Origin of the sequence: Micromonospora sp. WMMD1102 (assembly GCF_029626265.1) — a bacterium.
GTDB lineage: Bacteria > Actinomycetota > Actinomycetes > Mycobacteriales > Micromonosporaceae > Plantactinospora.
Map to the genome: position 1 here is coordinate 2237343 of NZ_JARUBN010000001.1, position 24627 is coordinate 2261969.

Sequence of the window (24627 nt, forward strand, 5' to 3'; positions counted from 1 at the left end):
TGAGAGCGGCCGTGCGTCCTCAGCCGGGACGGCGGAAGACCTCCACCTCGGCGATCGCGGTACGGCGGTCGGCCGCGCCGCCGTAGTTCTGGCGGACGGTCAACCGGATCCGCACCACGTCCGGGAAGACCCGGCGGAAGGTTTGCGGACCGGCCTGGTCGGCAAGCCGCAACGTGGTGGTTTCCGGGCCGGTCCGACCGGTCCAGACGGTTAGTTCCAGCTCCGCCGGTCGGGCCTGCCGCAGGAACACGTCGCGCTGGGCCGACACACCGGAATGGACGATCAGGTCGAGCAGCCGGATCGGCGTGCCGAAGGTCAGTTCCACGTACTCGCCGTGCCCCGCGCCGGTCCCGGCCGGTGCCCAGTAGGTGTTGCTGATTCCGTCCACGACCAGCTCCGCGGCGTGGTTCCGCGCCTGGCTCGACGCGCGGACCGACACCGGACTCACCGGTTCCGGATCGACGAGCCGGTCACGTACGGCGTCGCTGCCCCGGGCGCCGAGCCGGACCACGCCGTAGCCGAGGCCGACGAGCAGGGCGACGGCGAGCAGCAGGATGCCGATCCGGTGGACCAGACCCCAGCCGCCCGAGCGGCGCCGGACCAACCACCGCGCCGCCCGGAGCAGAACCCGGCAGAGCCGACGCCACCACGACAGCCGGACCGTCGACCCGGGGCGGGCGGCGCCGAGGGCCGCGCCGCACCGCCGGCAGAATCTCCGGTCGCGTGGGTTGCCGGTCGCACAGGCCGGGCAGACGACGTCGCCGGAACCCTCGTCCGGCTCGGGCGGGCGTTGTCGTACCACGGGTCGGCGGACCCGCGGCCGAGCAGGCTGGACAGCCTCCACGACCGAGCCCGCCCCCCGGTCCGCCGCCGCCCCGGCCTGTGCCGCCGTCCCGGCCTGCGCCGTGGTTCCCGCCTCGGCCGTGGTTCCCGCCTCGGGCCGCTGGCCCGTGGTTTCCGCTTGCGTGGGGCGCGTGGGTCCCGCTTTGGTCCGCTGGCCCGTGGTTCCCGCTTGTCGGGGGCCCGTGGGCTCCGCTCCCGTCCGGTGACCCGCCGGAGGGACCGCCGTGGCCGAGGGCCGGACGGCAGGGGGCGGAGTCGACGGCCGGCCCGGAGGCAGCGCGTCCGCGGTCTGTTCCCACTCTAGAAAGGATCCGCAGACCGCGCAGAAGGCACCGCCGGGTTCGGCCGGCGCGCACCGGTCACAACGTTCCATCGTCGTCACTCCCGCGTACCCCGTCGGCTTCGACGACCACCCGGACCGTGCACGGCACGTGCGCGGGCCGGTTGGCCTCTACCAGAGCCCGCAGCCGGGCCAGCGGAACCAGGTCGGGGTCGGGCACCCGCACCGTCACCGTCAGGGCGGGCGCCGCCGTACCCGGAAGCGGCCCGCCCGGTGTCGACGACCAGGCCGTACCGCCGTTCTCGGTCACCTCCGGCCGTACCCCGAAGACCGTCCGTACCTGCTCGGCCAGGCCCCGCGCCGTGCCGCGTACCCGGTGCAGGGCCACCGCGCTGGCCACCGCCTCGCGACGCTGCCGCACCGTCCACCCCGGCGCCGTCTCGGCCGCCACCCAGCCGGCGAGCCAGTCGACGAAGTCGGCCGGGGCCAGTCGGGGGTCCAGATAGGCGGCGAGATTGTCCAGCGTCGAGTGCACCGGGGCCAGCACCTCGTCGAAGGCGGCCAGCAGCCGCCCGGCCAGCTCGTCGCTGCCGTAGATCGCCGGCAGTCGACTGCCGAACGGATGTGGTGTGCCGAGACCCGGCACCGCGCCACGCATGGGACGCTCCTCTCTCCGGCCGGGGCCGGAATCAGCGTTCCTCCACCCGGACCTGATGCTCGTAGGAGAAGACCAGCGCGTGCGGGTCGAGGGCGACCCGGGGTGTCGCCGCACCGCGCCGGCCGGAGACCGGGTCGGCGGAGAAGAGCAGCACCTCCTCGACCAACGCGACACCGGGCAGCTGCTGGAGCACTCCGAACAGCTCGCCGGACTGCACCGGCCGGCCGAACGGCCAGCCCGACCCGTCCGGCCCGCCACGCAGCGGGTTGAGATAGCCGTAGAGCGCGTCCAGCGCGGCGGTCCGGAGCCGCTCGACGGCTGCCCCGGGCCGGGCGGTCAGCCGGGCCGCGACGGTGACGCCCTGGTAGAAGGGGGGCTCCACGGCCAGGCGTACCCCGATGGGACGGCGGGCGTCGAGGTGCTCGGCAACGGTCGCGAGCATGTCGTCGGGCGGGATCAGCTGCTCGAAACGCAGTCGGTCACCCGCGTCCGCGACCGCCTCGGGCACGACGAGGACGCGTACCCCGCCGGCGTCGGCGCCGTCCCCGGCTGGCAGGCAGCGGATCCGGGCCGCGGCCGGCACCGCCTCTCCGGCGATCAGCTCGTAGTCGCGCGCGGTGACCGCCCGGTCCTGGGCCCGCAGCTGCACCGGACCACGCCGGCAGGCGCTCTGTACCGACTCGCCGTCCACCCCGCCGGCGGCGGCCTCCCGGTTCTCCACCCGGCTCACGTACGGCACCGAGCTGCGCAGCATCGAGATCGCGCCCCGGGCCACGTTCCCGCGTCGCCCGCCGCCGGTGCGGTACCGGCGGACCCGCAACCGGGCACCGTTCGGCGGCACCGCGCCGTACCGGCGGAGCGTGCCGTCGGGTTCGCGGACGGCGGGGCCGAACGCCACCTCGCCGGTGGTCCGGTCCACCGTCACGCACCGCTCGTCCGGACCTGTCCCGCCGAACGCGTCCACCTCGACCCACTCCTGCCAGCCGGTGCCGTCGGAGACCTCGACCAGGAACGGCTCGTCGTCCGGGACCACCGGCGGACGGAGCACCCGGAAGCGTTGCCCCGGCACCCCCTCGGACTCGCCGAGGAACTCGCCGACCACCGTCTCGGCGTGCACGGCCGCGACCGTGCCGCCGATCGTGAAGGCCGACGCGGCCCGGATCGTCGGGGACGCCGAGTAGAACGGCTGGCCGGGCTCGGCGGCCACCAGCCGGCACCGCAGCCAGCCGGCGTGCTGGCCGCCGACGGTGGAGCCGGTGTGCCCAGCCGGGACGTGCAGCACCACGTCGCCGGGTCGGTTGAGCCCACCGGTGGAGTCGCGGTCGACCTCGCACTCCATCCAGCCGGCGCCGTTCCACGCCTCCCAGCGCAGCGGCGGCTGCCGGGGGTCGACCCCGATGCCCTCGACCCGGCTCTCCAGGCGCAGCACCACCGCGCAGGACGGTACCGCCGAGTCCAGGCCGAGCAGCAGGGCGTCGCCGACCGTGGGCGTGGCGGAGAAACAGGACACGTCCCGGCCGTCCCACACCTGGTCGGTACGGTCGACCGCCGGACCGTCGGCGGGATGGACGCGCAGGTGGGCCAGCTCGCACGGCACGATCGCCAGGTCGGCGGCGGTGGCGAAGACGATGGCCTCCTCCGTCTCGGTACGGACCGTCCCGGCCTCGGTGCCGGCCCGCAGCAGCACCGCCTCGGCCTGCGGGGCGGCGAGCCAGAACGTGAGGTCGGCCCGGGCGGCGGTCGGCGGGAAGAGCCGGACGCCGATCAGGTCGAGGAAGGCCAGGTAGTTCTTCTCCGGTACCCGGTTCAACCGGTACAGCAGCTCGTCCGTCATCTGTGCGAACGCCTCGATCAGGGTGACGCCCGGGTCGGACACGTTGTGGTCCGTCCACTCCGGACAGCGCTGCTGGATGAAGCGCTTGGCGTCGTCGACGAGGTGCTGGAAGCGGCGGTCGTCGAGGTTGGGCGCGGGCAGGGCCATCAGTCCGTTGCCTCCGTCTCGGGCCCGTCGTGCGACGGGATCACGTAGAACGGGAAGACCAGGTTGCGCGGATCGTTGGTGCCCCGGACCAGATAGCGGATGTCGATGTAGAGGGTGCCGACCTCCACCTCGTCGAAGCCCACCAGCACGTCGGTGACCTCGATCCGCGGCTCCCAGCGGTCCAGCGCGGCCCGCACCTCGAAGGCGATCTGCCCGGCGGTGTTCTCGTCCGCCGGAGCGAAGACGTGGTCGTGCACCCCGCAGCCGAACTCGGGACGCATCGGCCGCTCGCCGGGAGCGGTACCGAGGATCAGCCGGATCGCTTCGACGATCTCCCGCTCCCGGTTGACCAGGGCGATGCCGCCGCCGGCGTCCAGCCGGAGCGGGAACGCCCAACCGGCGCCGACGAACTGCTCCGCCACCCTGCTCAGCCCCCGATGAGCACGTTGACGGCGCCGGTCAGGATCGTCGCCGAGCAGGTGGTCCGGTCGCCCATCCGGGCGGCGGGGAAGCCGCCGATCAGCACCGGCCCGCGCACCGGCGGCGGGCCGGGCAGCACGACGTTGCCCGGCCCGAGCGCCAGGTGCGGCGGTGGGATCGGACAGGTGCAGAGCGTGCCGACCACCGCGGCCGGCAGGCCGCCGATCAGCACGCTGGAGACGCCGAGCGTGGGTCCACCGGTCGGCACCGGCGCGCCGGCGCCGGGCGGTCCGACGGTACCGGTCGGCGCGCCGTGGCCGACCCTGTCCCCGATCCGGGCTGCTGGTGGCATCGCCGCTCTCCTCCCTCGCTTCCGCGCTTCAGTTGATCCGGACGACCCGGCCGCTGACGGAGACGCTGGCCCCGGTGAGTTTCAGTTCGCCGGCTCCGGCGTCCACCGACACGCCCCGGCCCCTGACCGAGACCGGCCCGCCCGACTCGACCGACACCCCCCGGGTCCCCTCGACGGTGACCTCGGTCCTGGCCTCGATCACCACACTGCCGTCGCTGCGCACCACCACCGACGTGCCGGCCCGGTCCAGGTGCAGCAGCAGGTTGTCGGTGCCGCTGCTGGTGCGCAACCGCACCCCCTGCGGGTCGGCGACGGTGGGCCCGTCGAGCAGTTCCACCCAGTTGCCGGTGCTCCGGCGGCCGGCCGCCCGACCCTGCCGGGAGGCGAACGAGAGCCGGTTCACCGCCCCGCTCGTCGGGTCGACCAGCGGCATGTCGTGCGGCGAGGGCTGGTCGAGGCCGTTGTACAACCCGCCGACCACGTACGGCCGGTCGAGCAGTCCCTGCTCGAACCCGACCAGCACCTCGTCGCCGACCTCGGGGCAGCAGACCCCGCCGCCGCCGAACCCGCCCAGCTGCACCGTACGGACCCAGTCGGTCTCGTACTTGTCGTCCAGCCACGGGAACCGGAGTCTGACCCAGCCCCGGTCCCGGCGTTCCGGGTGGTTGCGGTCCAGCGCGGCGTTGACGTCGGTGACCACGCCGATGGCCAGTCCCGGCATCCGGGCCGACCGGGCCGGGGACAGCTCACCGGCGGCCAGCCCGGACAGCGACCGGTCCCGGCCGCTGCTGACCGTCAGCCAGGTCTGGTAGAACCGCGCCGGGCCGAACACGTGCCGACTGGCGGTCACGGTGTACTTGCCGGCGAACGGCCGCCCCACCCCGGTCAGCGCGAACGGCACGCCGGCCCGCAGTCGAGGGTTGCCGCGGACGGCCACCTCGAGTTCGGCGAGGCCGGCCGCCACCTGGGCGGCCAGGGCGCGGGACACCGTACCGACCTCGGCCAGGGTTTCGTACGGCACGTCGGCGACAAGCATCTCCGCCGTGCCGAACCGGGCCGCCACCTCCCCGGCGGTCACCGGGATGCCCACCTCGTCGCTGTCCCGCACCGGGGTGCGCCCGACCACCGGCTCGCGGGTACGGCGATCCCAGCCCCGCACCTCCACGTCGGTGAACTGGCCGACCGAGGTGACGGTGGCGCGCATGGTGAGCACGTTCCCGTCCACCTCCGCCACGAAGTCGCTGCGCTCGGCGGTGGTCTGCGGACCCGGGGCGGAGGCGGCGCGGACGGGTCGACGGAACTCGAACCGGCCGTCGACCACCGCCACCTCGGCGTCGTTGTCGGCCGCCAGCATGGTGAGGAACTCCCAGTCGCTGACGTTGGGTTGCGACACCATCTCGTAGACCACTGTGGTGGGATCTATCCGGCCGATCGGCAGGCCCGCGGAGCGGGCGAGGTCCCTGGCGAGGTCGGAGGCTTTCTGGTTGCGGTAGCTGGCGACCCGCCGGCCGCGCATGAGCCGGTGCGACAGGTCCATGGCCCGGATCGTGGTGTAGGTGCCGGTGCCGTCGAACTCCGTCTCGACCGTCACCACATCCCCGGTGAACAGCGCCGTCTCGCCGTTGCCGTCCCCGGTGCGCACCGCCACGGTCAGCTTGCGGCCGATCGCGACCCCGGTCTGTTGCAGCAGCAGGGATCCGGGGTCGCGGTAGCGCAGGGTCGCCACCGCCGGCACGCCGGAGCCGTCGTCGACGGAGCCGTACACCAACTCGTCCGGCCACGGATCGGGGAGCCCGTCCACCGGCAGGCCGACCTTGAGCAGATTGGTGAGGTTCCCCTCGGACACGCGATCTACCTACCTTCGCCAGCGGGGGCGACCGTCATGGCCGGCGGGCCGAGGTCGCGGGAGAGCACGGGCGGGAACTCGTCGGCGGCGGGCAGCAGCAGCTCGGTGCCGGGGCGGAGCCGGGTCGGGTCGTCGAGATCGTTCGCCTCGGCGATCACCCGCCACACCGTCGGGTCGCCGTACTCCCGGTGGGCCAGCAGCGGCAGCGAGTCGCCGTCCACCACCCGGTGCACCCGTCGGGCGGAGCGGCCGCCGGAGGTGGGGTTCTGACCGGGCTTGCTGCCGCTGATCTCGGTCAGGTTCAGGTCGCAGGTCGCCCGGAGCGGGGTACCGGAGCTGTTGAACAGGGTGTAGGTCGCGGTGACCTGGCTGGCGTACGAGTAGAACGAGACGGTCTGGAACTGGCCCCAGGTGAACTTCACCCACGGTGGCGACGGCGCCTTGGCCGCGATGCTGGCCGCGGTCGGGGTGCAGCAGGACAGCAGGCTCTCGACCCGTTGCTGCACGGTGCGATTGTGCGTGTCGGTCACGTCGAGGAACACCGTCAGGGCGAGGGTGCGCGGTTCCGAGCCGCTGAACTCCGGAACACCGACCTGCTCCGCGCCGCGGACCACGTGCGGGATCCAGGCGGCCGACTTGGTAAGGGTCAGCTGGTTCGGGTTGAACATGAAGGCGATCGGGCCGCCGAGCGGGCCGCCGGGACGGTTGCCGCCGCCCGGTGGCGGCTGGTAGCGCTGGAGGAACGCGGAGACCTTGCCGGTCGGTCTGGTCACGGCGCCACCGCCGCGCCGGTCCGGCATCCTGGTCGCGGCATTTAGCCCACCTCCAGGAAACCGTTGTACGCGAGTTCGATGCTCTCCGTCGCCGCCTCGGAGAGATCGGGCCGGAAGGACGGACCGGTCCAGCGGACCAGTACGACGTCGGCCAGGCCCCACTGCACCAGCAGTGCCCGGTCGGGCCGCAGCGCCGCGATCTGGGCGGTACCCCGGGTGATTCCCTGGGGTAGGGCGGAGAGCAGGCGGGCCACCTTGGCCGTGTCCGGGATCAGCGGCCGGCTGAGGGTGACGTTGGTGTAGCGCACCCGGGACGGCAGTTGCCAGACGAAGCCGTTGTTGCCGCCCTCCTGGTGCTGTTCCACCTCGACCTCGCAGCCGAGCCCGTCGCACGAGTTCCAGTCGCCGAGGTCGATCCCGTCGACGCGGAGTCGAAAGTGGACGCTGGTGCCCGGATCTGTACCGGTCATCGGGCACCGTCCAACCATCGACCGGTACGCTCCCGGCCCAGCCGGAGTTCGGCCCGCAGCAGCCGGGAGATCGGCTCGACGAGGCGGTGGGCGAGCTCGTCCAGGGCCCGGCGGTCGAGATGGTGGAACCGTTCGGCGCTGTCCCGCTCGTCACGTCCCGGGCCCGAGAAGCCGCGCGGGCGACCTCCCGCCGAGTCGGGACCTGCCGCCCCACCGCTGCCCCCGGCGGTCGCCGTGCGGCTGGCGGTCGGTGGGTTGGCCGGCGTCGATCGCTTCTGGATGATCGGTCCGGACCGGGTCGGTGCCGTCGGCGCTGTGCCGCCGGCGGTGGAGGCGCGGGAGGTCCGCTGCACCGGCAGCGCGGCGTCGGCCGTTCGGGCGGAGGCGACACCCCGAGGACCCGTTCCGACCCTGGACCCGGCGGTGCCGGCCAGGGCCGGCCGGAGCCCGGCAGCCGGAAGCGGAACGGGCGGCGGAGGCACCGACACGGCGACGCTGGATGCCGGCCGCGCCGGGCCGGCACCGGGCCGGGGGAGTGGTCGCGCTCGCGTCGGACGAGGGCCCAGGACCGGGGCGGTCCGGATGCCGGCATCGGCGGAAACCGCCGCGGGCCTCACCATGCCGGGCACCTCCCTGCTGGTTGCCGGAGTTCGGCCGGTCGTCGTGGCGGTGCTGGCCGACGGGTCCGACCTGCTGCCGGGGGGTCTGGTCCAGCGGATCGGCACCGCGGGTCCGGCCGGGCTGCGGGCGATCGCGGCGGCCCGGTCCGGTACTGCCGGGTCCCGGTTCGTGGCCGGCTCGGCGGGCCTCGTCCTTCCGGAGTCCGCGTGGTGTGCCGCCGGGTTCGCGGCGGTCCGGCGCAGGATCGGCAGTCCGGGCCGTCCGCCGAGCAGCGGAACCAGGGCCGGCCGCCCGCCGGCCGGTCCGGTCCCGGCGGCACCCTGGGACGGAGCCGCTCGACCCGACGGCGTCGCGCCCGGACGGGCACCGCCCGGTGGCATGCCGGTGCTCGGCTGCGCCGGGGCGGTGCTCGGCGGTGCCGGGACGGTGCTCGGCGGCGGGGACTGCGGTCGGGGGGCCGGCAGCCGGGTGCGGGACTGCCCGGTGGGCCCCTCGGGATGCGGCCGGCCGACCGGCAGCCCGGGATGCGCTTCGACGGACCGTTGCACCGGCTGCTTCCGGTCGCCCATCCGCTCCTTGGCGGCGCCCGCTCGGCCCGGAGCGTCAGACCCTGCCGTGGCCGCGCTGTCCCTCGGGGCCGGGCGCGTCCCCGGCAGTGCGGGCACCGCTGACGGCTCGGACAGTTCGGGCGGGGCGGCGGGGCGGCGGGGCGGCGCGGTCGACGGTCCGGGCGGGTCGGTCGGGGCGGGCTCGGAGGTGGCCGGCGGTCGGGGCCGGATCACGAGCCGGGGCCGGGCCTCCGGGCCGAGCGGGGGACCGAGGCCGACGGGCGGTCCGGACGGCGGCCCCGGCCGGTGGGCCGGCGGACCGCCCGGGCCCGCCGGGACGCCGGGATGGTCGACCGGCGAGGTCCCGCTCCGCCCCGACGTGCCGGGCACACTGCCCGCCGACAGGCTGCGGCCCCGTTCCACACCGGACCGCTGTAGCGGCACCCCGGCGCTGCCGCCCGCACCGGACGCGCCCGCACCGGGCTCCGGACGCGTCGACCGGGGCACGGCGCGGTTCGAGGCCAGCCGGAGCGCCGTCGGCACCGTGGCCGGAGCGGCCGGGTCGGGGGCCGGCAACACGATGGGTTCGCCGAGCCCGAGTCGCGGCGCCGAGGCGCCGGTCCGGCGGGCCCGGGACACCGGCACGGCCGGTGTGTCGGGCGGCGCGCCACGCCCGGTCGGCCGGACCGGAGCCGCGACGACCGGCGGCGGGGTGGCCGTGGCGGGCCCGAACGCGGGCGGGGGCGGGGGCTGATCCGTGGCGGAGGAGCCCGGGGCGACGGGCGACGTGCTGCGCTGCGACGTCACCCGGGCCGGCGCCGACGAGGCGTTGCCGGAACCGTCGGAGTTCGCGAGGGAGCCGCCGCGGTCCGCCCCGGGCCGGGCGGCGGCGGCCGACGGCCGAAAGGGGTGACCCGTGAGGTCGGGCGAGACAGCGGGCAGTCGCCGAGGCGCGGCGGCGACCCGCGCGACCGTCAATGGCGTACCGGTCCGACGAGCGGGGGAGGGACGTGCCGGCGTCGCCCCGGCGGGTGGCGTCGTGGCGGCACCGGTCGGGAGTGCACCTCCGGCCCCGGCTGTCGGACGGACGTCGGAGCCGGGCGGTTCACCGAGGGACGGGGAGGTCGGCGGTCCCAGGTCGGGCCCGCGACGCACCGGCAGCACGGGCCGGGCCATCGCCGCCGCCGGTGGCAGCGGACGGAGCAGGTCGTACGCCACCCCGCTCGGCGCGTCCGGGCTGACCAGGTGCGCCAGTGGGCTCCGGAAGGCGGGGTTCTGCCAGGTGGCCAGCCGGCCACGGAATCCGACCGGGTCGCTGAGTGACACCTCGGCACCGGTGACCAGACCGGCCATCGGTGGCAGCCCCCGCCAGCCCGGATCGGCGGTGTCCCGGCCCGGTCCCGGAGCCGGTTCCGGGGTCAGGTCCACCGTGGACCGGGCCGGTCCGCGCCACCGCCGGAGCAGGTCGCGTACGCCCATCGCCGGTCACCGCCCTTCGTTGACGCGGTTGTTGATGGCGGCGATCTCCGTGACGTAGCGCCGTCGTTCGTCGTGACGCAGGTCGAGGATCTCGTCCCGGGACCAGTGGAAGTGGTAGGCGACGTACGCGACCTCCTCGTAGAGCCGGTCGGCCGCGTACGTCACGATTCCCCCGGGCGACCACCGGCGAGGTCCACCTCGAAACCCGATGCGCAGTGCGGGCAGGTGACCGCCGCCCGGCTGTGCCCCTCCGCGTTGATCCGCCGGTAGAAGTCCTGTAGGAAGGCCAGATCCGAGGCGAACAGCCGTTCCACCTGCTCGGCGCGGATGTCGGTGACCGTGCCCAGCCGGGTGATGACCATGCTGAGCAGCACGACCGACAGGTACGCGGGATTGTCCTTGACCCTCAGGTCGACGAGCGGGGCGAGTTCGTCCCGGGCGGTGGCCAGCCGCATGCTGCCGTCCCGGTGCACGGTGCCCGTCTCGTCGACGTACCCCCGGGGAAGTTCGAAGGAGAACTCGGTCTGCAGCCTGGGCGGCCCGGACGGGGCGGTGGGAACGGCCGCCGGGGCGAGGTCCGCGCCGTCCGGCGGCTCGTCCAGGGCGGTGTGCGAAACGGTACGTCGCCTCATCGACCTCGCGGCGTGCGGCCCCGGCCGTCCGGGGCCGGACAGGAACGCCGCTGCCTCCCTTCACAGGATCGGTGCGGGTGCACCGGGGGAACGTCTCGGACCGCCGTGCACCTCAGGAGCTGGTGATGCCCTCGAAGACGATCGTGATCTTCTCGGTGGCCGGGGAGGTGTCGCCGGCCCGCAGGCTGGGGCCCTCCCACCGGCTCACCCAGGCGTTGGTCAGGTCCCAGCGGCGCTGCTCCGCGTTCTCCGCGTCCACGATGATCACGCTGATGTTCTGCCGGGCCGTGTTGATCGCGCCCTTCTCGTAGGTGTCCTTGATCCACTCGGTGAACGCGCTGCTCTTGTCCAGGCCGCGGGTGATGGTCACCTCGCCGCCCTTCCGCGCCCCGGGAATCTTGCGGATGATGTACTCCCCGGTCGGGGTGACCTGGGTGACCTCGATCGCGTCGAGTTCCACGGTGAGGCCGCTGACCTCCTGCACCGACTCGACCCGTGCCTTGCCCAGCTCCACCTGGAACCGGTGGGTCACGAAGGTGTCGCCCGTCTCCGCCATCGCTGGTTACCGTCCTCTCCCTGCCGCCACGACGCTGTCCACTGTGGAAAAACTGCCTCGGGTCATTCCGAGACGAGGCTGCTGCTGTCGGAGTACTGGGACAGCCGGAAGACGACGAACTCCGCCGGCTTCACCGGGGAGACCCCGACCTCGCAGACCACCCGGCCACGGTCGACGGACTCCGGCGGGTTGGTCTCCCGGTCGCACTTGACGTAGAAGGCCTCGGCGGCGGTACTACCGAACAGCGCCCCGGCGCGCCACTCCTCGGTCAGGAACGCGGCGATGTTGCGCCGGATCGTGCCCCAGAGCCGCTCGTCGTTCGGCTCGAAGACCGCCCACTGGGTGCCGAGCAGGATCGACTCCTCGATGTAGTTGAACAGCCGGCGGACGTTTATGTAGCGCCAGGAGGGGTCCGAGGAGAGGGTCCGGGCACCCCACACCCGGATGCCACGCCCCGGGAAGGCGCGGATGCAGTTCACCCCCACCGGGTTGAGCAGGTCCTGCTCTCCCTTCGTCACCGTGTTCTGCACCTCGATCACCCCCCGGAGCACGTCGTTCGCGGGCGCCTTGTGCACGCCACGCTCCGCGTCGGTGCGCGACCACAGCCCGGCGACGTGTCCACTCGGCGGCAGGAAGCGATGCTGCCCGCTCGCCGGGTCGAACACCTTGACCCACGGGTAGTAGAGGGCGGCGAACCGGGAGTCGTACCCCGCCTCGTGCTGCCGCCAGGTGAGCACCTGGCGGGCGGTCAGCTCCGGCGGCGGATCGAGGATCGCCATCCGGTCGCCCATCTGCTCGCAGTGCGAGACGACGGCCAGCTGGACCGCCTTGACGTCCTCGAGGCCGAGCCGCCCCTGCTGGTACGCGCTCATCAGATCGGGCACCGCGACCATGGTGATCTCGTCGATCACCTCCAGCCCGCCGAAGCCGGTCCGGGCGTCCGGGTCGCCGACGTAGTCGTCGGCGGAGACCCGGGCGGGCAGGCCGGCGCCGTCGGCCGGTGCCGGTGGTACGGCCACCGACTGCCTCTCCGGCCGTGCCAGCGCGTTCGCCGGCGCCGCCTCCTCGACGGCGATCAGCCTCGACCGTTCCCGTACCTGGTTGACCACGTACGCCTTGGTGTTCCGCTTCGCCGAGACGTCGTACGTCTCCCGCTCCGTGCCGCCCTGCCGGACCACCAGCCGGAACCGGTCCTCCGGCACGGAGTCACCCTCGACGTCGGTCACCTCCACGGTGAGTTCACCGGCCTCGCCGGAGCCGGAGTCCGGCAGCGCCGTGACGGTGAACGTGCCGAGCGGCACCGGCGGTCCGGTGACCGTCCGGGCCGCCGCACCACCGCCGTCCGACGCCCCCGGGGCACCGACCCGGACCACGTAGCAGGCGCCGCCCCCGTTGGCGAAGTAGCCGTACACCGCGTGGGCCAGGTAGGCGTCCTCGACCATCTCCCCGAACGTCTGGACGAACTGGCTCCAGTTGGTCACCAGGGTCGCGCTGTTGAACGGTCCCCTGGCGGCGAAGCCCACGAAGGCGGCGACGGCGGTACCCACCCCCTCGATCGGGCGCGAGCCGCTCGGCACCTCCTCCACGTACACCCCGGGTGACAGGTACGACGGCATGGACAGACTCCCTCGGGCACGACGGCGATCCGTGGAAGAAAGTCTGGTCCGGCGCGGGACCGGGAACCACGACCCGACGGGCGGGCGCCGGGGAAGCGCCGGCTACCCGAAGGGGCAGTTCCGGTGGGGCACCGTCAAATGACGGATGTCTGCCCGGTCCGGTGCCGGGAGACTCCGCGTACCCGGGGGTCACCTCGGCCGTTTCCGCCGCGTGCGCGGCCCGGATTCCCGGAGTACTCGGATGATCGTGCTGGAGCCCGCCGCCCGACAGTTCGTCGAGGCGACCGCGACCCCGCCGTACCTGCACCAGCTGGGTCCGGAGCGGGGCCGGCGGGTGCTCGCCGAGCTCCAGTCCGGAAACGTCGTCCGGCCCGACGCGGAACTGGAGGACCGGACGGTGCCGGTGGGCCCGGCCCGGGCGGTGCCGGTCCGCATCGTCCGGCCGGCGGGTGCCATCGGCCGGCTGCCGGTGATCCTCTACCTGCACGGTGCCGGCTGGGTCTTCGGGAACTGCCACACCCACGACCGGCTGATCCGGGAGTTGGCGGTCGGCACCGGCGCGGCGGTGGTGTTCCCGCACTACAGCCTCTCGCCGGAGGCGCGCTATCCGCTGGCGGTCGAGGAGTGCTACGCGGTGCTGTGCTGGCTCGCCGGGTACGCCGCGGCCGACCTGGACGGCGGGCTGGTCGCCGTGGTCGGCGACTCGGTGGGCGCCAACCTGGCCGCCGCGGTGACCCTGCTGGCGAAGCGGCACGCCGGCCCGAGACCGGTCGGCCAGGTGCTCTTCTACCCGGTCACCGACGCCCGGTTCGAGACCGCGTCGTACCGGACCTTCGCCGAGGGCTTCCACCTGCGCCGTGACGCCATGCGCTGGTACTGGGACCAGTACGCGCCGGACGAGGCGGTCCGGGCCGAGGTGACCGCCTCGCCGCTGCGGGCGGAACTCGGGCAGCTGGCCGGGCTGCCTCCGGCACTGGTGATCACCGCCGAGGCCGACGTGCTGCGCGACGAGGGCGAGGCGTACGCCCACCGGCTGCGGGCGGCCGGGGTGCCGGTCTCGGCGACCCGCTACCAGGGGATCGTCCACGACTTCGTGATGCTCGACGCGCTGCGCGGCACCGAGGCGGCGGAGGCGGCCATCATCCAGGCCGTCATCTTCCTCAAACGGGCGCTGCGGATGGCCTGATCCGAAGCCGGGCGCCGATGACCCCGGGCGTCAGCTACCGGTGGTGTTGCGGGTGCGGATGGTGAGCGTGCGCTCGGCCCTCCGCCGGGTCGGCTCGGTGTTCAGCGCGGCGCGCTCCTGCGCCATGCCCGCTTTCAGGATCTCGACGTGCCGGCCCTTCAGCGCCCTGACGGGCACCCGGATCAGGCCGTAGTCGGCTTTCCCGGAGCTTCGACCCTGGGCGCTGCTCTGGTGGTGCCATCGTAGGTCGACCCCACCGACCTCCAGGTTCTTGCCGGGCACGGTCTGGAGCACCACCTTCCGGCCCCGGCCGAGCTCGATCCACCAGTGCTCGGGACCGGCCGTCCCCTCCACGAACTTGTACTGGCACACCACCCAGGCGGCCGCCTCGCTGTCCGGAACGACCCGCATCCCGTGCACCTCGACGTACTTCTCGCAGGCTGCCTGGAGGAACTGCCCGGCCTTCTCGATCTTGTCATCGTCCTCGCCGACGGTCAGGTCGGGCGGGGGCGGGATCCCGCGCAGCAGGTCGTCCTCGGCCAACCTCTGGGTGAGGCCCCTGATCTGCTCCTGGACCGCCGCCTCCAGTGCCCCGAACCAGGCGGGTGGGCTGGTGTCGACGTCGGTGACCCCGTGCAGCACATCCCAGAAGTCGCCGTACGACGGCTTGCCGTCCTGCTCCATCGCGGCCAGTGCCCAGCTCCAGCAGGCGGCGCCCTTGTCGGTCTTGGCGATCTCCCGCACGAACGTCGGGTCCGGGTCGGCGTATTCGCTCCGGTTGGTCGTCGGGCTCCGCATCCACGCGAACAGCTCAGGAGTCACCTCGGCCTCGTCCGGTTCGGACTCGGACTCGGACTCGCTCTCACCGCCCGGCCTGGCCCGCTTGTGGGCTTCCTCCGGCGACTCGCTCCGCTCACGTTTTCCGCTCGGCCCGACCTCGACCTCGTCGTCGCCGGCCACCATCCGTTGCACGGCGCCCCGGTCGGCATCGGTGCCGCCACCGGCGACACCGGGCCCGCCCGCCGGGCGCGGCGCGGCCAATGCCCGGGTGGCGTTCGCCTCCGCCGCCCGCTCGAACGCGTCACCCGGGTCGGAGACCCGCAGGCCGTGGCCGTCGTCGGTGCCGGCGACCGGACCGGAGCGCTGCTGGATGACGTGGGTGAGTTCGTGCGCCAGGGTGTGCCGGTCGGCACCACCCTGGCCGATCACCACATGCCGTCCCGAGGTGTAGGCCCGGGCGCCGACCTCGGCCGCCGAACGTCGGGCGAGGGCGCCGGTGTGCAGCCGTACGTCGGAGAAGTCGGCGCCGAGCCGGGCCTCCATGTCGGTCCGGGTGGGTCCATCGAGTGGTTGCCCGGCCGAGCGCAGCACCTCGGACACCGCCGAGCGCTGCACCGGTTCCGGGGCGGGGCGCTGCCCGTCGCCGTGTTCGTCGGCCTGCTCCCGGGCGGTGTCGAGTCCGTCCCGTAGCCGCTGGATCGCCCGGGTCACCGCGGCGTTGCCGGCCTGGCGTTGCAGGGCCAGGATCGCCGCCACCGAACCGGTCGGCGCGGTGGAGCCGGTCCCCGGCCGGGCCGGCCGGGCCGGCCGGTCCGGGCGCCCCGGGAGGTCGCGGTCCGGTGGATCGTGTGCGCGCATGGCTGCCTCCTTTCGCTCCTCGAACGCCGGCGGGCTCCGCACGCGGTCGGTGCGCGCCGGCTCGCCCTCCAGCCGCTGTGTCACTCACTCCCGGGCCATGTTCACCATCGGTGGGTCAGTTCCCCGGAATAACTCTCCAGCCGACCCGGCAGCGGTCCCCAGGCCAGTTTCTCGCCGTACAGGCTGTTGATGGCGATGATGTCCTCGATGGTGGACTTTGCGATTCCGTTGGTTCGGCTGTCCAGCTCGTAGATCTCGTGTCCCAGTTCTCCGTACAGTTCCTGGGTCACCTTCTCCTTGTTCTTGCTGGTTGCGCCGGTCGCCAGCGCCACGTGCTGCGCCTCGTCCCCGAAGATGACCACATATCCTCTTGGAATCGGGTACTTCAAACTGAATTGCAGTACCTTCTTCTTGATCTTCCTGCCTGCCTCGTTGGTCACCTCCGCCTCCATCTTCATGTTTGCCATGCCGGCAGGTGCATCCATGATCCGCCTTGCGAAGGCGGGAGCCTTCGCCATGTCTTCACGGACGATGGCCGCCTCGACGTAGTCCATGTCGATGAGCGACTCCCGGTACGCGGCGAAGAGAACCGCCTCCCAGCAGTTCATGTTCTTCGGCGTCGTCGGCGGGTTACCTTCGATGAAGTCCCGCAGGAAGGGTTTCTGCCTCTCCCGGCCGGTGCCCTTCATCTGCCTCAGGTTCTTCGACAGGGTGGCGCCGCCCCAGAGGATCGAACGCTCCTCCTTGCGTAGTCCGAGTTCACGTTCGAGCTCACTCTCGGCCTCGAGTTCGCCCATGCTCGTCGCGTGGTCGGACTCCCGCTGCTGGAACTCCGCAGCCCTCGCCTCGAACCTCGTGAGCAGCGCGGCAAGGTCCTCGGGAGTCAGCTGGGCGATGCGGTCCTGTTCCCTCGCGCCGGGGACGCCGGACTCCTCGTTCATCCAGCGGAGGAAGCGGAGGATCCACACCGAACCCGTCCACGAATCCAACGAGCCGGCCTGCCGAACCGCCGCGTCGAACAGCGTCCGGTCGAATTCGTCCTCCGGCATCCGCTGCACGACCGGCGTGGAAGCCGTACGGTGCGGACCGCCCTGGTCGCCGGTTCGCGCGGCTGCCGGGCCCTGGTCGCCGGTTTGCGCGGCTGCCGGGCCCTGGTCGCGCAACGGGCTTCGCATCACGCGGGTGGCGTTGGCTTCGGCGGCACGCTCGTCGCGGTCGGACGGGTCGGAGATCCTCAGCCCGCTGCCGTGGTCGGTACCCGCCACCGGGCCCTCCCGCTGCTGGATGACGTGCGTGAGTTCGTGCGCCAGCGTGTGTGGGTCGGAGCCCCGCTCGCCGATGACCACGTGGTTGCCCGAGGTGTAGGCGCGGGCACCCACCTCCGTCGCCGATGCCCGCGCGGCCGCGTCCGTGTGGACGCGGACGTCCGAGAAGTCCGCGCCGAGCCGGGCTTCCATCTCGGTCCGGATCGGCGCGTCGAGTGGTCGCCCGGCGGAGCGCAGCACCTCGTGCACCGCCGAGCGTTGCACCGGCTCCGGGTCGGACCGCTGCCCGTCGTCATGGTCGTGGGTCTGCCCCTGGCCCGGGGTTTGGCCGGCAAGCTGCCGCCGGATCGCCTCGGCGACCGCGGCGTTGCCGGCCTGGCGTTGCAGCGCGAGTATCTCGGCCGCGGCACCGGCCAGCGGAGCGGTACCGGCTCCCGGCCGGAGTGGCCGGTCCGAGCGGTTCCGGACGTCACGGTCCGGCGGATCGTGTGCGCGCATGGCTGTCCTCCGTGGTCAGTGGATCGGCGCCGGCTCCTCGCGCGGTCGGTGGGCGCCGAACTCGCTCTCCAGCAGCAGCCGGCCGAGCTTGCGGTACTCCCGCTGCACCGCGCCGATCAGGTCCGCCATCCGCACCGGCCGGCCGCCCTCCGCCGCCAGGTACGCCGCGGTCACCACGCAGGCCCGGATGCTGCCGCCGGACAGTTCGAAGTTGCCGGCGCAGAAGTCCAGGTCCAGGTCGTCGTCGCGGGGGAGCTCGGTGCCGAGGCAGCGGTCCCAGAGCGCCCGCCGCTGGGTCGCGTCCGGCATCGTGAAGTCGACGATCAGGTCGAGCCGCCGGGTGAACGCCTCGTCCAGGTTGGCCCGCAGGTTCGTGGTCAACACCGCGACGCCGTCGAAAGACTCCATCCGTTGCAGCAAGTAGGCGCTCTCCAGGTTGGCGTAGCGGTCGTGCGCGTCGTTCACCTCGGACCGCTTGCCGAAGATCGCGTCCGCCTCGTCGAACAGGAGCAGGCCGTTGATCCCGGCCGCCTCGGTGAAGATCCGCTCCAGGTTCTTCTCCGTCTGGCCGACGTACTTGTCCACCACGGTGGAGAGGTCCACGACGTACAGGTCCAGACCGAGGTCGGCGGCGACCACCTCCGCCGACATGGTCTTGCCGGTGCCGGAGTCGCCGGCGAACAGTGCCAGTACGCCCCGGCCCCGCCCGCCGCCGGGGCGCATCCGCCACCGGCCCAGCACCCGGTCCCGGTACCGCACCCGGAGCGCCAGCTCGCGCAGCTGGTCCTGGACCGGACCGGGGAGCACCAGGTCCGCCCAGCCGACGCCGGGTTCGATCCGCCGGGCCAGCCGGGCCAGGCCGCCGGCGTTCTGTCCGCGTACCCCGGCGCGCAGGTGGCCGGAGTCGACCCGGTCGGCGCCGGCGAGGAGAGCCAACTGGTCGGCGGCCTGCGCGGCCCGCCGTACCTGGTCCGGGCCGAGCAGGTACGGCGCCAACTCGCGCGCCGGGTCCACGCCGTCGATCCAACCCGTGGGCCGGTCCGCGCCCCGGGCCGCACCGGCCGCCCGCCACAGCCGGGCCCGGTCCCGCTCGTCCAGCGGCGGGGCGGCGACCAGCAGCGGTGCCCGCCCCGTCCAGTGTGGATCCCACTCGGCCGATCCGGTGAGCAGCACCGGCACCGGCTGGTCGGCGACCCGGCGCAGCAGCCGGGCGTGCTCCGGCCTGCCGACCGGATCGAGGGCCTGCACCGGGCCGGCCACCAGGCCGGCACCCCGCAGTCGGGCCTCCCGTACCGTCGCGGCCAGTGCCTCGGCGGGGGCGGGGTCGGCGGCCAGCGCCTCCAGGTCGAGCCGGAAGACCGAGCGGCCGGCCCGGACCAGCGCCGCGACCGCCAGATCGTCGGCGGCGCAGCCGGGACGCTCCCGCAGGTAACCGAGGTCCACCCCGCAGCGCAGCGCCGCGCCGAGCCGCTCGACGGCACTGGTCCGCTCCGACCCGTCCGATCGCTCCGACCCGTCCGATCGCTCCGACCCGTCCGATCGCTCCGACCCGTTCGACCGCTCCGACCCGTTCGACCGCTCCGACCTGTCCGATCGCTCCGACCCGTGCGGTCCGGTCGTGTCGGCGGTGCGGTCCTCGGCCGGCCAGGACAAGCCGGCCAGCCGGGCATCCGGGGTGTCGTCGCCGAGCAGGTGCGCGGCCACCCGGTCGGGCACCCGCAGCGCACGCGACAGGTACGGCAGGTCCGGCTGCTCGACCAGCAGCAGCCCGTCGGCGACCAGCGGCGCGGAGCCGGCGAACCGGGCCCGGCCGGCGGCGTCACCCGGCGGCCTGCCGCACAGCTCCAGGGCCAGCCCCACGGTCGCCCGGCGCCGGCTGACGTCGTCGTTGAGATAGCCGTAGAGCCGCTCGTACCGGGGTTCGACGTCGGGGAGCATCGCGACGAGCAGCACCTCCACGTCCAGTCCGGTGAGCCCGAAGGCGTGCGCGAGGCGCCGCAGCCGCGGCTCGGTCCCGGCTTCGGCGGCCCGGTCCTCCGCCGCCGTCCGCGCCCGCACCTCGGTCGGATCCACCGGTTCCGGTCCGGGCGACCGGGCCAGCAGACGGTCGGCGTCCTCCGCCGCGAGGTACAGGCCCCGGAACGGGTCGTCCGGCCGGGGATCGTTCCGGCGGCGTTCGGCGACCAGTCGGTCCACCCGGGCGGCGACCAGTCCGAGCCGGTCCCACAGGTACGCCATGCCGTCCGCGTCGCTCACCTCCGGTCGTCCTGTCCGGCGCCCGGACCGGCCCCGACCCGCTCGCCCCCGACCCGCTCGGCCCCGTTCCGCTCGGCCCCGACCCGATCGTCGTCCCGGCGGCGGGACGCGGCGGTACGGGTGCGCAGGCTCGCCAGCCGGCCGGCGGTGTCGGTGACCACGACCGCCCGTTCCCGCACCGGCGGCGCGGCCACGATCCGGCGGGTCGACACCGGTGCGACGATCACCAGGTCCAGCGACGGCTTGAGTTCTCCACCGAGCGCGCTCCACACGTCGGCCAGTGCCCGCCCCTCGCCGGGTGGTGCGGCGACCGACATCGGCACCGCCAGGCGCAGCGCCGCGAGTGAGCCGGTCAACCGGGCGGGCGGCAGTTCGTCGTACCGGACCAGACCGGCCAGCAGCGTGGCGAGCAGCCGGTGCTCGTCGGTCGGCCGGTTGGTCCACGCGGTGACCAGGTAGGACAGTGCGTAGAAGTGCGGCGAGTCGTGCCAGGCCACCGTCCGGCCCGCCGCGTCCCGCTCGGCGACCCGGCCCTGGAAGTGCCGCGACCGGTCCTCCCGGATGTCGTAGAGGAACAGGTTCACCGTCGGCGCGTTGCGTCGGGCCGCCCACTGCCGGGTGGGCGGGTCGAACGACACGTCCGCCCCGGTACCCGCCAGCATCTCCTCCAGGACCAGACCGCGCAGTCCCTCGTCGATCTCGTGTATCACGTCTCCACCCCCATCGTCGTCACCAGCGCCGGTGCAGCAGTCCAGGTGGTTGCTGGGCCGGCAGGACCACCAGGAACGGGGTACGCACCGGCCGGAACCCGGTCCCGCTGGCCACCGCCTGCCGGCCGCCCAGCCGGTCCTTCGGCAACACCGGCAACTGGGCGGTGAAGCTGCCGTCGGCCGCCGGCCGCACCGGCGGGGCGGCGGCGGTGATCCCGAGGTCCCAGGAGAGTCGCAGCGGCCGGCCGGGCGGGAAGTCCACGCCCCGGATCGAGGCGACGAACCCGGGCGGCCCGATCGGCGGCACCGCCACGATCCGTGGGGCGAGCACCCGCAGCGGCCCGTTCGCGGTGTCGTTGTCCGGGTCGGCGTTGCCCCCGGTGGTGCTGACGGTGCCCCGGACGGTCGTCCGCAGCGCCGCGCCCGGGGAGAGCGTTCCCGCGACGGTGGCGGCGGCGCCCGGGGCGAGGTCCGGCACCGGGCAGCCGTCGGCCGGGCAGCCGGCCAGGACTCCACCGACCGGTACGCCGCCGGGCAGGGCCGGCCGGACCCGCAGACCGGTGGCGGTCGTCCCACCGGCGTTGCGCACCGTGTACCTGACGGTGACGGTGCCGCCGACGTACCCCGGCTGCGGGTCGAGGGAGACGGTCAACGCCGGATCGGCCGGGCTGCCCGGCGGCGCGGGAACGACCCGTACCGTGGTCGTCGCACGGTTGTCCGACGGGTCGGTGTCGATCGGGTCGGCCTCGACCGACCAGGCCAGCTCGAAGTCGCCCGGGGCGGTGCCCACCAGCTCGACGCCGATCTCGACGGTGCGTCCCACACCGAGCCGGCCCAGCGCACAGCTGAGGGTGGCCAGCACGCACTCGCCGACCGGGGTGTCGAGGCCGGTCACGGAGAGCCCGGGTGGGACGTCGAGGCTGCCCCGGACGTCGTCGGCGGCGGTCGGTCCCTGGTCGGTGACGGCGAGCCGCAGCGCGGTCCGGCCACCGACGGTGGTGCCGGGCGCGGGGGCCGACACGGCGGTGGCGACGTCGAAGCGGCGTTGCCAGCTCGGTTCCTTCTGCCGTCCGGGCAGGTGTCCGGTCAGCGGCCGGATGCTGCCGTCGTCGAGGTCGTAGCTCCACAGCGCCTCGGGCGAGTTGTTGTCCTCGGCCCGGCGTGCCGAGAAGGCGAGCCGCTCGCCGTCCGGCGACCAGGCGACGTCCCGGGGCTGGTGCGGAGCGTCCTCGCGGTCCGGCACCGGCAGGGCGCAGGACCCGCCGCCGGGCAGCAACAGCCGGCACCGGTTGCCGTCCAGGTCGACCAGGACCAGGCCGTCGGCCTCCCGGTTGAAGACGAGCCGGGCACCGTCCGGGGAGAAGGCGGCGCTGTCGTCGACGACCGGGCAGCCGGTACCGCAGATCGCCGCGGTCAGGTCCGTCTGGTCGAGCCCGTCCGCGGCGTCGGCGGTCCAGATGTGTGTCGACACCTCGCCCCGGTAGGTTCCCCGGGTGAAGGCGAGCCGGGTGCCGTCGGGCGACCAGGCCGGCTGGGTGTCGTCGAGTCCGGCCAGGGCGTCCGGAACCGGCAGGTCCAGCAGACGCTGCCCGGTGTCGGCGTCGACCACCTCGATCCGGGACGGTGTACGCGGCGCCTCCGACCCGTCGCCGGGCGAGTTGCGGACCAGGGCGAGCCGGGTGCCGTCCGGTGACCAGGCCGGGTCCGTCTCCCGGTCACCGCGCCCCCGCCCGACGATCGGCAGCAGCCGTGGCCGGCTGCCGTCGGCGTCCACGATCCAGATCCGTTCGGTCCGGACGTCGTCGACAGTCTCGAACCGGCTGACCGCGATCCGCTGCCCGTCCGGCGAGTACGCCTGCCGTTCGAACCACGGATCGCCGTCGACCGGCTCCCAGAGCAGTCGGGAGTCGGCGACCGCCCCGGGATCCTCGCGCAGCACCGGCACCCGCAGGTCGCGCGGATCCACCCCGTCGGGACGGATGTCCTGGAGGGTGGCGGTGGTCCGGTCCGGGGCACTGGCCCGGGCGACCAGCAGCGATTCGGTGTCGGCGCCCGGGGCTGCGTACCAGGTGGGGTGGCTGACGTCGCGGTTCTCGGCCAGCCGTGGCACCACCACGCACTGGCACGGGTCGTCCCGGACCAGCACCGAGTAGACCCGGTCGACGTTCCCGGCCGTCTCGCCGTCCGGCAGGGTCCGGCTCACGAACGCCACGGTCGCCCCGTCGGCCGTCCACGCCGGCTGCCGGGCCTGCCAGCTCGGCAGCAGCATCGGGACCCGGCCGGTGCCGTCCGGGGCGGAGAGCCAGACTTCGGGATGCGAGGTCGCCGGCCCGAGCGTGTAGGCGATGCGCCGGTGCGTCGGGTTCGGGTCCCAGGCCGGCTCGGCGGCCCCGGTCGGTTCGGCGGTGACCCGGGTGACCGGCCCGCCACCGGCCGGCACCCGGTAGATCTGGGAAAGGTCGTCGGTGCCGCGTCGCCCCGCGAAGGCCAGCGTGCCGCCGTCCGGCGACCAGGTGGGCCAGGTGTTGTCTCCGGTCCCGTCGGTCACCCGGCGGGGACTGCCGCCGTCGACGCCGACCACGTAGATGTCCTGCCCGCCGTCCTCCCGGCCGGCGGCCGAGCTGTACGCGATCCGGGTCCCGTCGGGAGAGAGCACCGGCCGGCACTCGTCGGTCGAGTTCCGGGTGACCCGGAGCACCGGACCGGTGCCCCGGCGCAGGTAGACCTCGGCGCTGCGGTCGTCGCGTCGACTCACCCAGGTCACCGCCGAGCCGCGGGCCGAGATCTCGTCGTCGAAGTGGTCGGGTCCGGATTCGAAGAGCGGGGCGGCGGTCGCCTCCGATCCCTCTCCCCGGACGATTCCGAGGCTGCGGTGCCCGGTGCCGGCGTAGGCGATCCGCTGACTCACCTCGGGGTTCGGCGCCGGGCCGGGCGCTGCCGTCGGCACCGGCGCGGGCGCGGCCCGGCCCTGGCCGACGAATCCGGCGGTGGGCGGCAGCGCACCGGCGAGCAGCACGGCCAGGACAACGGGGAATCCGATCGAACGTCGCAAGTGGACCTCAACGGGCGTGCGGCGGAATGGAGGTGGGCGGCGGGCCGGCCACCATCGTCCGACGGTTTCCGGCCGGCCGGTGCGGACCGGAAGGCACCGTCGGGGGCAACGGTGCCGGCCCGTTCAGGCAACCCGTGTGCGGCGGGGCCGCCCCGGTCGTCTTCCGACAACCCGCGTGCGGCGGGGCCGCCCCGGTCGTCAGATCAGCCCGTTGCGCAGGGCGTAGGCGACGGCGTGCGCCCGGTTGCGCAGTTGCAGCCGAGTGGTGATGCCGTGCAGTACGTTCTTCACGGTCCGCTCCGAATAGGAGAGCTTGCTGGCGATCTCCCGGGTGTCGAACCCGTCCGCGACCAGCCGCAGCACGTCCACCTCGCGGGTGCTCAACCCGAGCAGGGTGAGGCCGCGCGGTTCGAGTATCTGCCGCTGGAGCCGGCCCACCTGGGCCATCAGCCGACCGAGCAGGTCGGCCGGGAGCGCACCCTCGCCCCGGGCGACGGCCAGCACGATGTGGCTGAGCCGTTCCGCGCTCGCCTCGGCGCGGCGGACCACTCCCACCACGCCGTGTTCCACCGCGAGAGACAACCCGGCGTCGTCGATCCTGGCCGGCACCAGCACCAGTTTGGCCCGGCCGGCCCGGTGCAGTCGGCGTAGCAGCCGGGCGGCCGGCTCGTCGAGGGCGTCGATGACCACGAGCGCGACGCTCTCGGTGGTCTCCTGGCCCGGTTCGACCACCCACAGGTCCGGCCGGGAACGGAGCTGGCTCTCCACCCCGAGCCGCGAGATCGGGTCCTCCGCGTGGACGCTTACCGTGACACGGTGCACTCCAGCCTCCCAGCACAACTCGACACCCCGCTCCGGGGCGTCCGGTCCGGACGGTGCCGCCGCGCCGATGCGTACGGCGATTACCGCAGAGGTTGCCGGACGGGACTTCGCGGGCACCTAACGCG

General features: G+C 74.0%; 20 protein-coding genes. 1 reads left to right on the forward strand and 19 read right to left on the reverse strand.

Going from position 1 to position 24627, the window contains the following annotated elements:
- Nucleotides 1-19 precede the first annotated feature (19 nt).
- The 13 genes from O7626_RS10075 to O7626_RS10135 form a co-directional block, all read right to left on the reverse strand.
- Nucleotides 20-802 carry a hypothetical protein gene (locus tag O7626_RS10075; protein ID WP_278060891.1) on the reverse strand — a complete coding sequence of 261 codons (783 nt, stop codon included), beginning with the start codon at nt 800-802 and terminating at the stop codon, nt 20-22.
- 400 nt (nt 803-1202) lie between these two features.
- Nucleotides 1203-1781: a phage tail protein gene (locus O7626_RS10080; protein ID WP_278060892.1), complete on the reverse strand. Its 579-nt coding sequence runs from the start codon at nt 1779-1781 to the stop codon at nt 1203-1205.
- Nucleotides 1782-1812: 31 nt separating this feature from the next.
- Nucleotides 1813-3762: a putative baseplate assembly protein gene (locus tag O7626_RS10085; protein ID WP_278060893.1), complete on the reverse strand. Its 1950-nt coding sequence runs from the start codon at nt 3760-3762 to the stop codon at nt 1813-1815.
- Complete coding sequence (locus tag O7626_RS10090; protein WP_278060894.1) at nt 3762-4184, reverse strand: GPW/gp25 family protein; 423 nt, start codon at nt 4182-4184, stop codon at nt 3762-3764. Before O7626_RS10090 ends, O7626_RS10085 begins: the two co-directional genes overlap by 1 nt.
- A gap of 5 nt (nt 4185-4189) precedes the next feature.
- The gene (locus O7626_RS10095) at nt 4190-4534 is read right to left on the reverse strand and encodes a PAAR domain-containing protein (protein WP_278060895.1); all 345 of its coding nucleotides are present in this window, start codon (nt 4532-4534) and stop codon (nt 4190-4192) included.
- A gap of 28 nt (nt 4535-4562) precedes the next feature.
- The gene (locus O7626_RS10100; protein ID WP_278060896.1) at nt 4563-6380 is read right to left on the reverse strand and encodes a VgrG-related protein; all 1818 of its coding nucleotides are present in this window, start codon (nt 6378-6380) and stop codon (nt 4563-4565) included.
- A 5-nt stretch (nt 6381-6385) separates the two neighbouring features.
- Nucleotides 6386-7153 (reverse strand): LysM peptidoglycan-binding domain-containing protein, encoded by a 768-nt coding sequence (locus O7626_RS10105; RefSeq protein WP_278060897.1) that lies wholly within the window; start codon nt 7151-7153, stop codon nt 6386-6388.
- Nucleotides 7154-7194: 41 nt separating this feature from the next.
- Nucleotides 7195-7623 (reverse strand): phage tail protein, encoded by a 429-nt coding sequence (locus O7626_RS10110; RefSeq protein ID WP_278060898.1) that lies wholly within the window; start codon nt 7621-7623, stop codon nt 7195-7197.
- The gene (locus O7626_RS10115) at nt 7620-10271 is read right to left on the reverse strand and encodes a hypothetical protein (protein ID WP_278060899.1); all 2652 of its coding nucleotides are present in this window, start codon (nt 10269-10271) and stop codon (nt 7620-7622) included. The genes O7626_RS10110 and O7626_RS10115 overlap by 4 nt, the downstream gene beginning before the upstream one ends.
- A gap of 6 nt (nt 10272-10277) precedes the next feature.
- On the reverse strand, nt 10278-10436 hold the full coding sequence (locus tag O7626_RS10120) for a DUF6760 family protein (RefSeq protein WP_203869021.1): 159 nt from the start codon (nt 10434-10436) through the stop codon (nt 10278-10280).
- Nucleotides 10433-10903 (reverse strand): hypothetical protein, encoded by a 471-nt coding sequence (locus O7626_RS10125; protein ID WP_278060900.1) that lies wholly within the window; start codon nt 10901-10903, stop codon nt 10433-10435. Before O7626_RS10125 ends, O7626_RS10120 begins: the two co-directional genes overlap by 4 nt.
- A gap of 112 nt (nt 10904-11015) precedes the next feature.
- Nucleotides 11016-11459, reverse strand: a complete 444-nt coding sequence (locus tag O7626_RS10130) for a phage tail protein (RefSeq protein WP_203869023.1) — start codon at nt 11457-11459, stop codon at nt 11016-11018.
- A 62-nt stretch (nt 11460-11521) separates the two neighbouring features.
- A complete protein-coding gene (locus O7626_RS10135; RefSeq protein WP_278060901.1) occupies nt 11522-13075 on the reverse strand; it encodes a phage tail sheath subtilisin-like domain-containing protein in 1554 nt (517 codons plus the stop codon).
- Nucleotides 13076-13316: 241 nt separating this feature from the next.
- Here O7626_RS10135 and O7626_RS10140 point away from each other — a divergent pair, with 241 nt between their 5' ends.
- Nucleotides 13317-14261 (forward strand): alpha/beta hydrolase, encoded by a 945-nt coding sequence (locus tag O7626_RS10140; protein ID WP_278060902.1) that lies wholly within the window; start codon nt 13317-13319, stop codon nt 14259-14261.
- Between the two features lie 30 nt (nt 14262-14291).
- On the opposite strand, the gene O7626_RS10145 is transcribed toward O7626_RS10140, so the two are convergent.
- From O7626_RS10145 to O7626_RS10170, 6 genes are all read right to left on the reverse strand, one after another.
- Entirely contained in the window at nt 14292-15899 is a 1608-nt protein-coding gene (locus O7626_RS10145; protein WP_278060903.1) for a DUF4157 domain-containing protein, read from the reverse strand.
- A 101-nt stretch (nt 15900-16000) separates the two neighbouring features.
- Entirely contained in the window at nt 16001-17428 is a 1428-nt protein-coding gene (locus O7626_RS10150) for a DUF4157 domain-containing protein (protein ID WP_278060904.1), read from the reverse strand.
- A 249-nt stretch (nt 17429-17677) separates the two neighbouring features.
- A complete protein-coding gene (locus O7626_RS10155) occupies nt 17678-19918 on the reverse strand; it encodes an ATP-binding protein (RefSeq protein WP_278060905.1) in 2241 nt (746 codons plus the stop codon).
- The gene (locus tag O7626_RS10160; RefSeq protein ID WP_278060906.1) at nt 19915-20628 is read right to left on the reverse strand and encodes a DUF4255 domain-containing protein; all 714 of its coding nucleotides are present in this window, start codon (nt 20626-20628) and stop codon (nt 19915-19917) included. Before O7626_RS10160 ends, O7626_RS10155 begins: the two co-directional genes overlap by 4 nt.
- A gap of 19 nt (nt 20629-20647) precedes the next feature.
- Nucleotides 20648-23680: a hypothetical protein gene (locus O7626_RS10165; RefSeq protein WP_278060907.1), complete on the reverse strand. Its 3033-nt coding sequence runs from the start codon at nt 23678-23680 to the stop codon at nt 20648-20650.
- A gap of 198 nt (nt 23681-23878) precedes the next feature.
- Complete coding sequence (locus O7626_RS10170; RefSeq protein WP_278060908.1) at nt 23879-24619, reverse strand: response regulator transcription factor; 741 nt, start codon at nt 24617-24619, stop codon at nt 23879-23881.
- Nucleotides 24620-24627 lie beyond the last annotated feature (8 nt).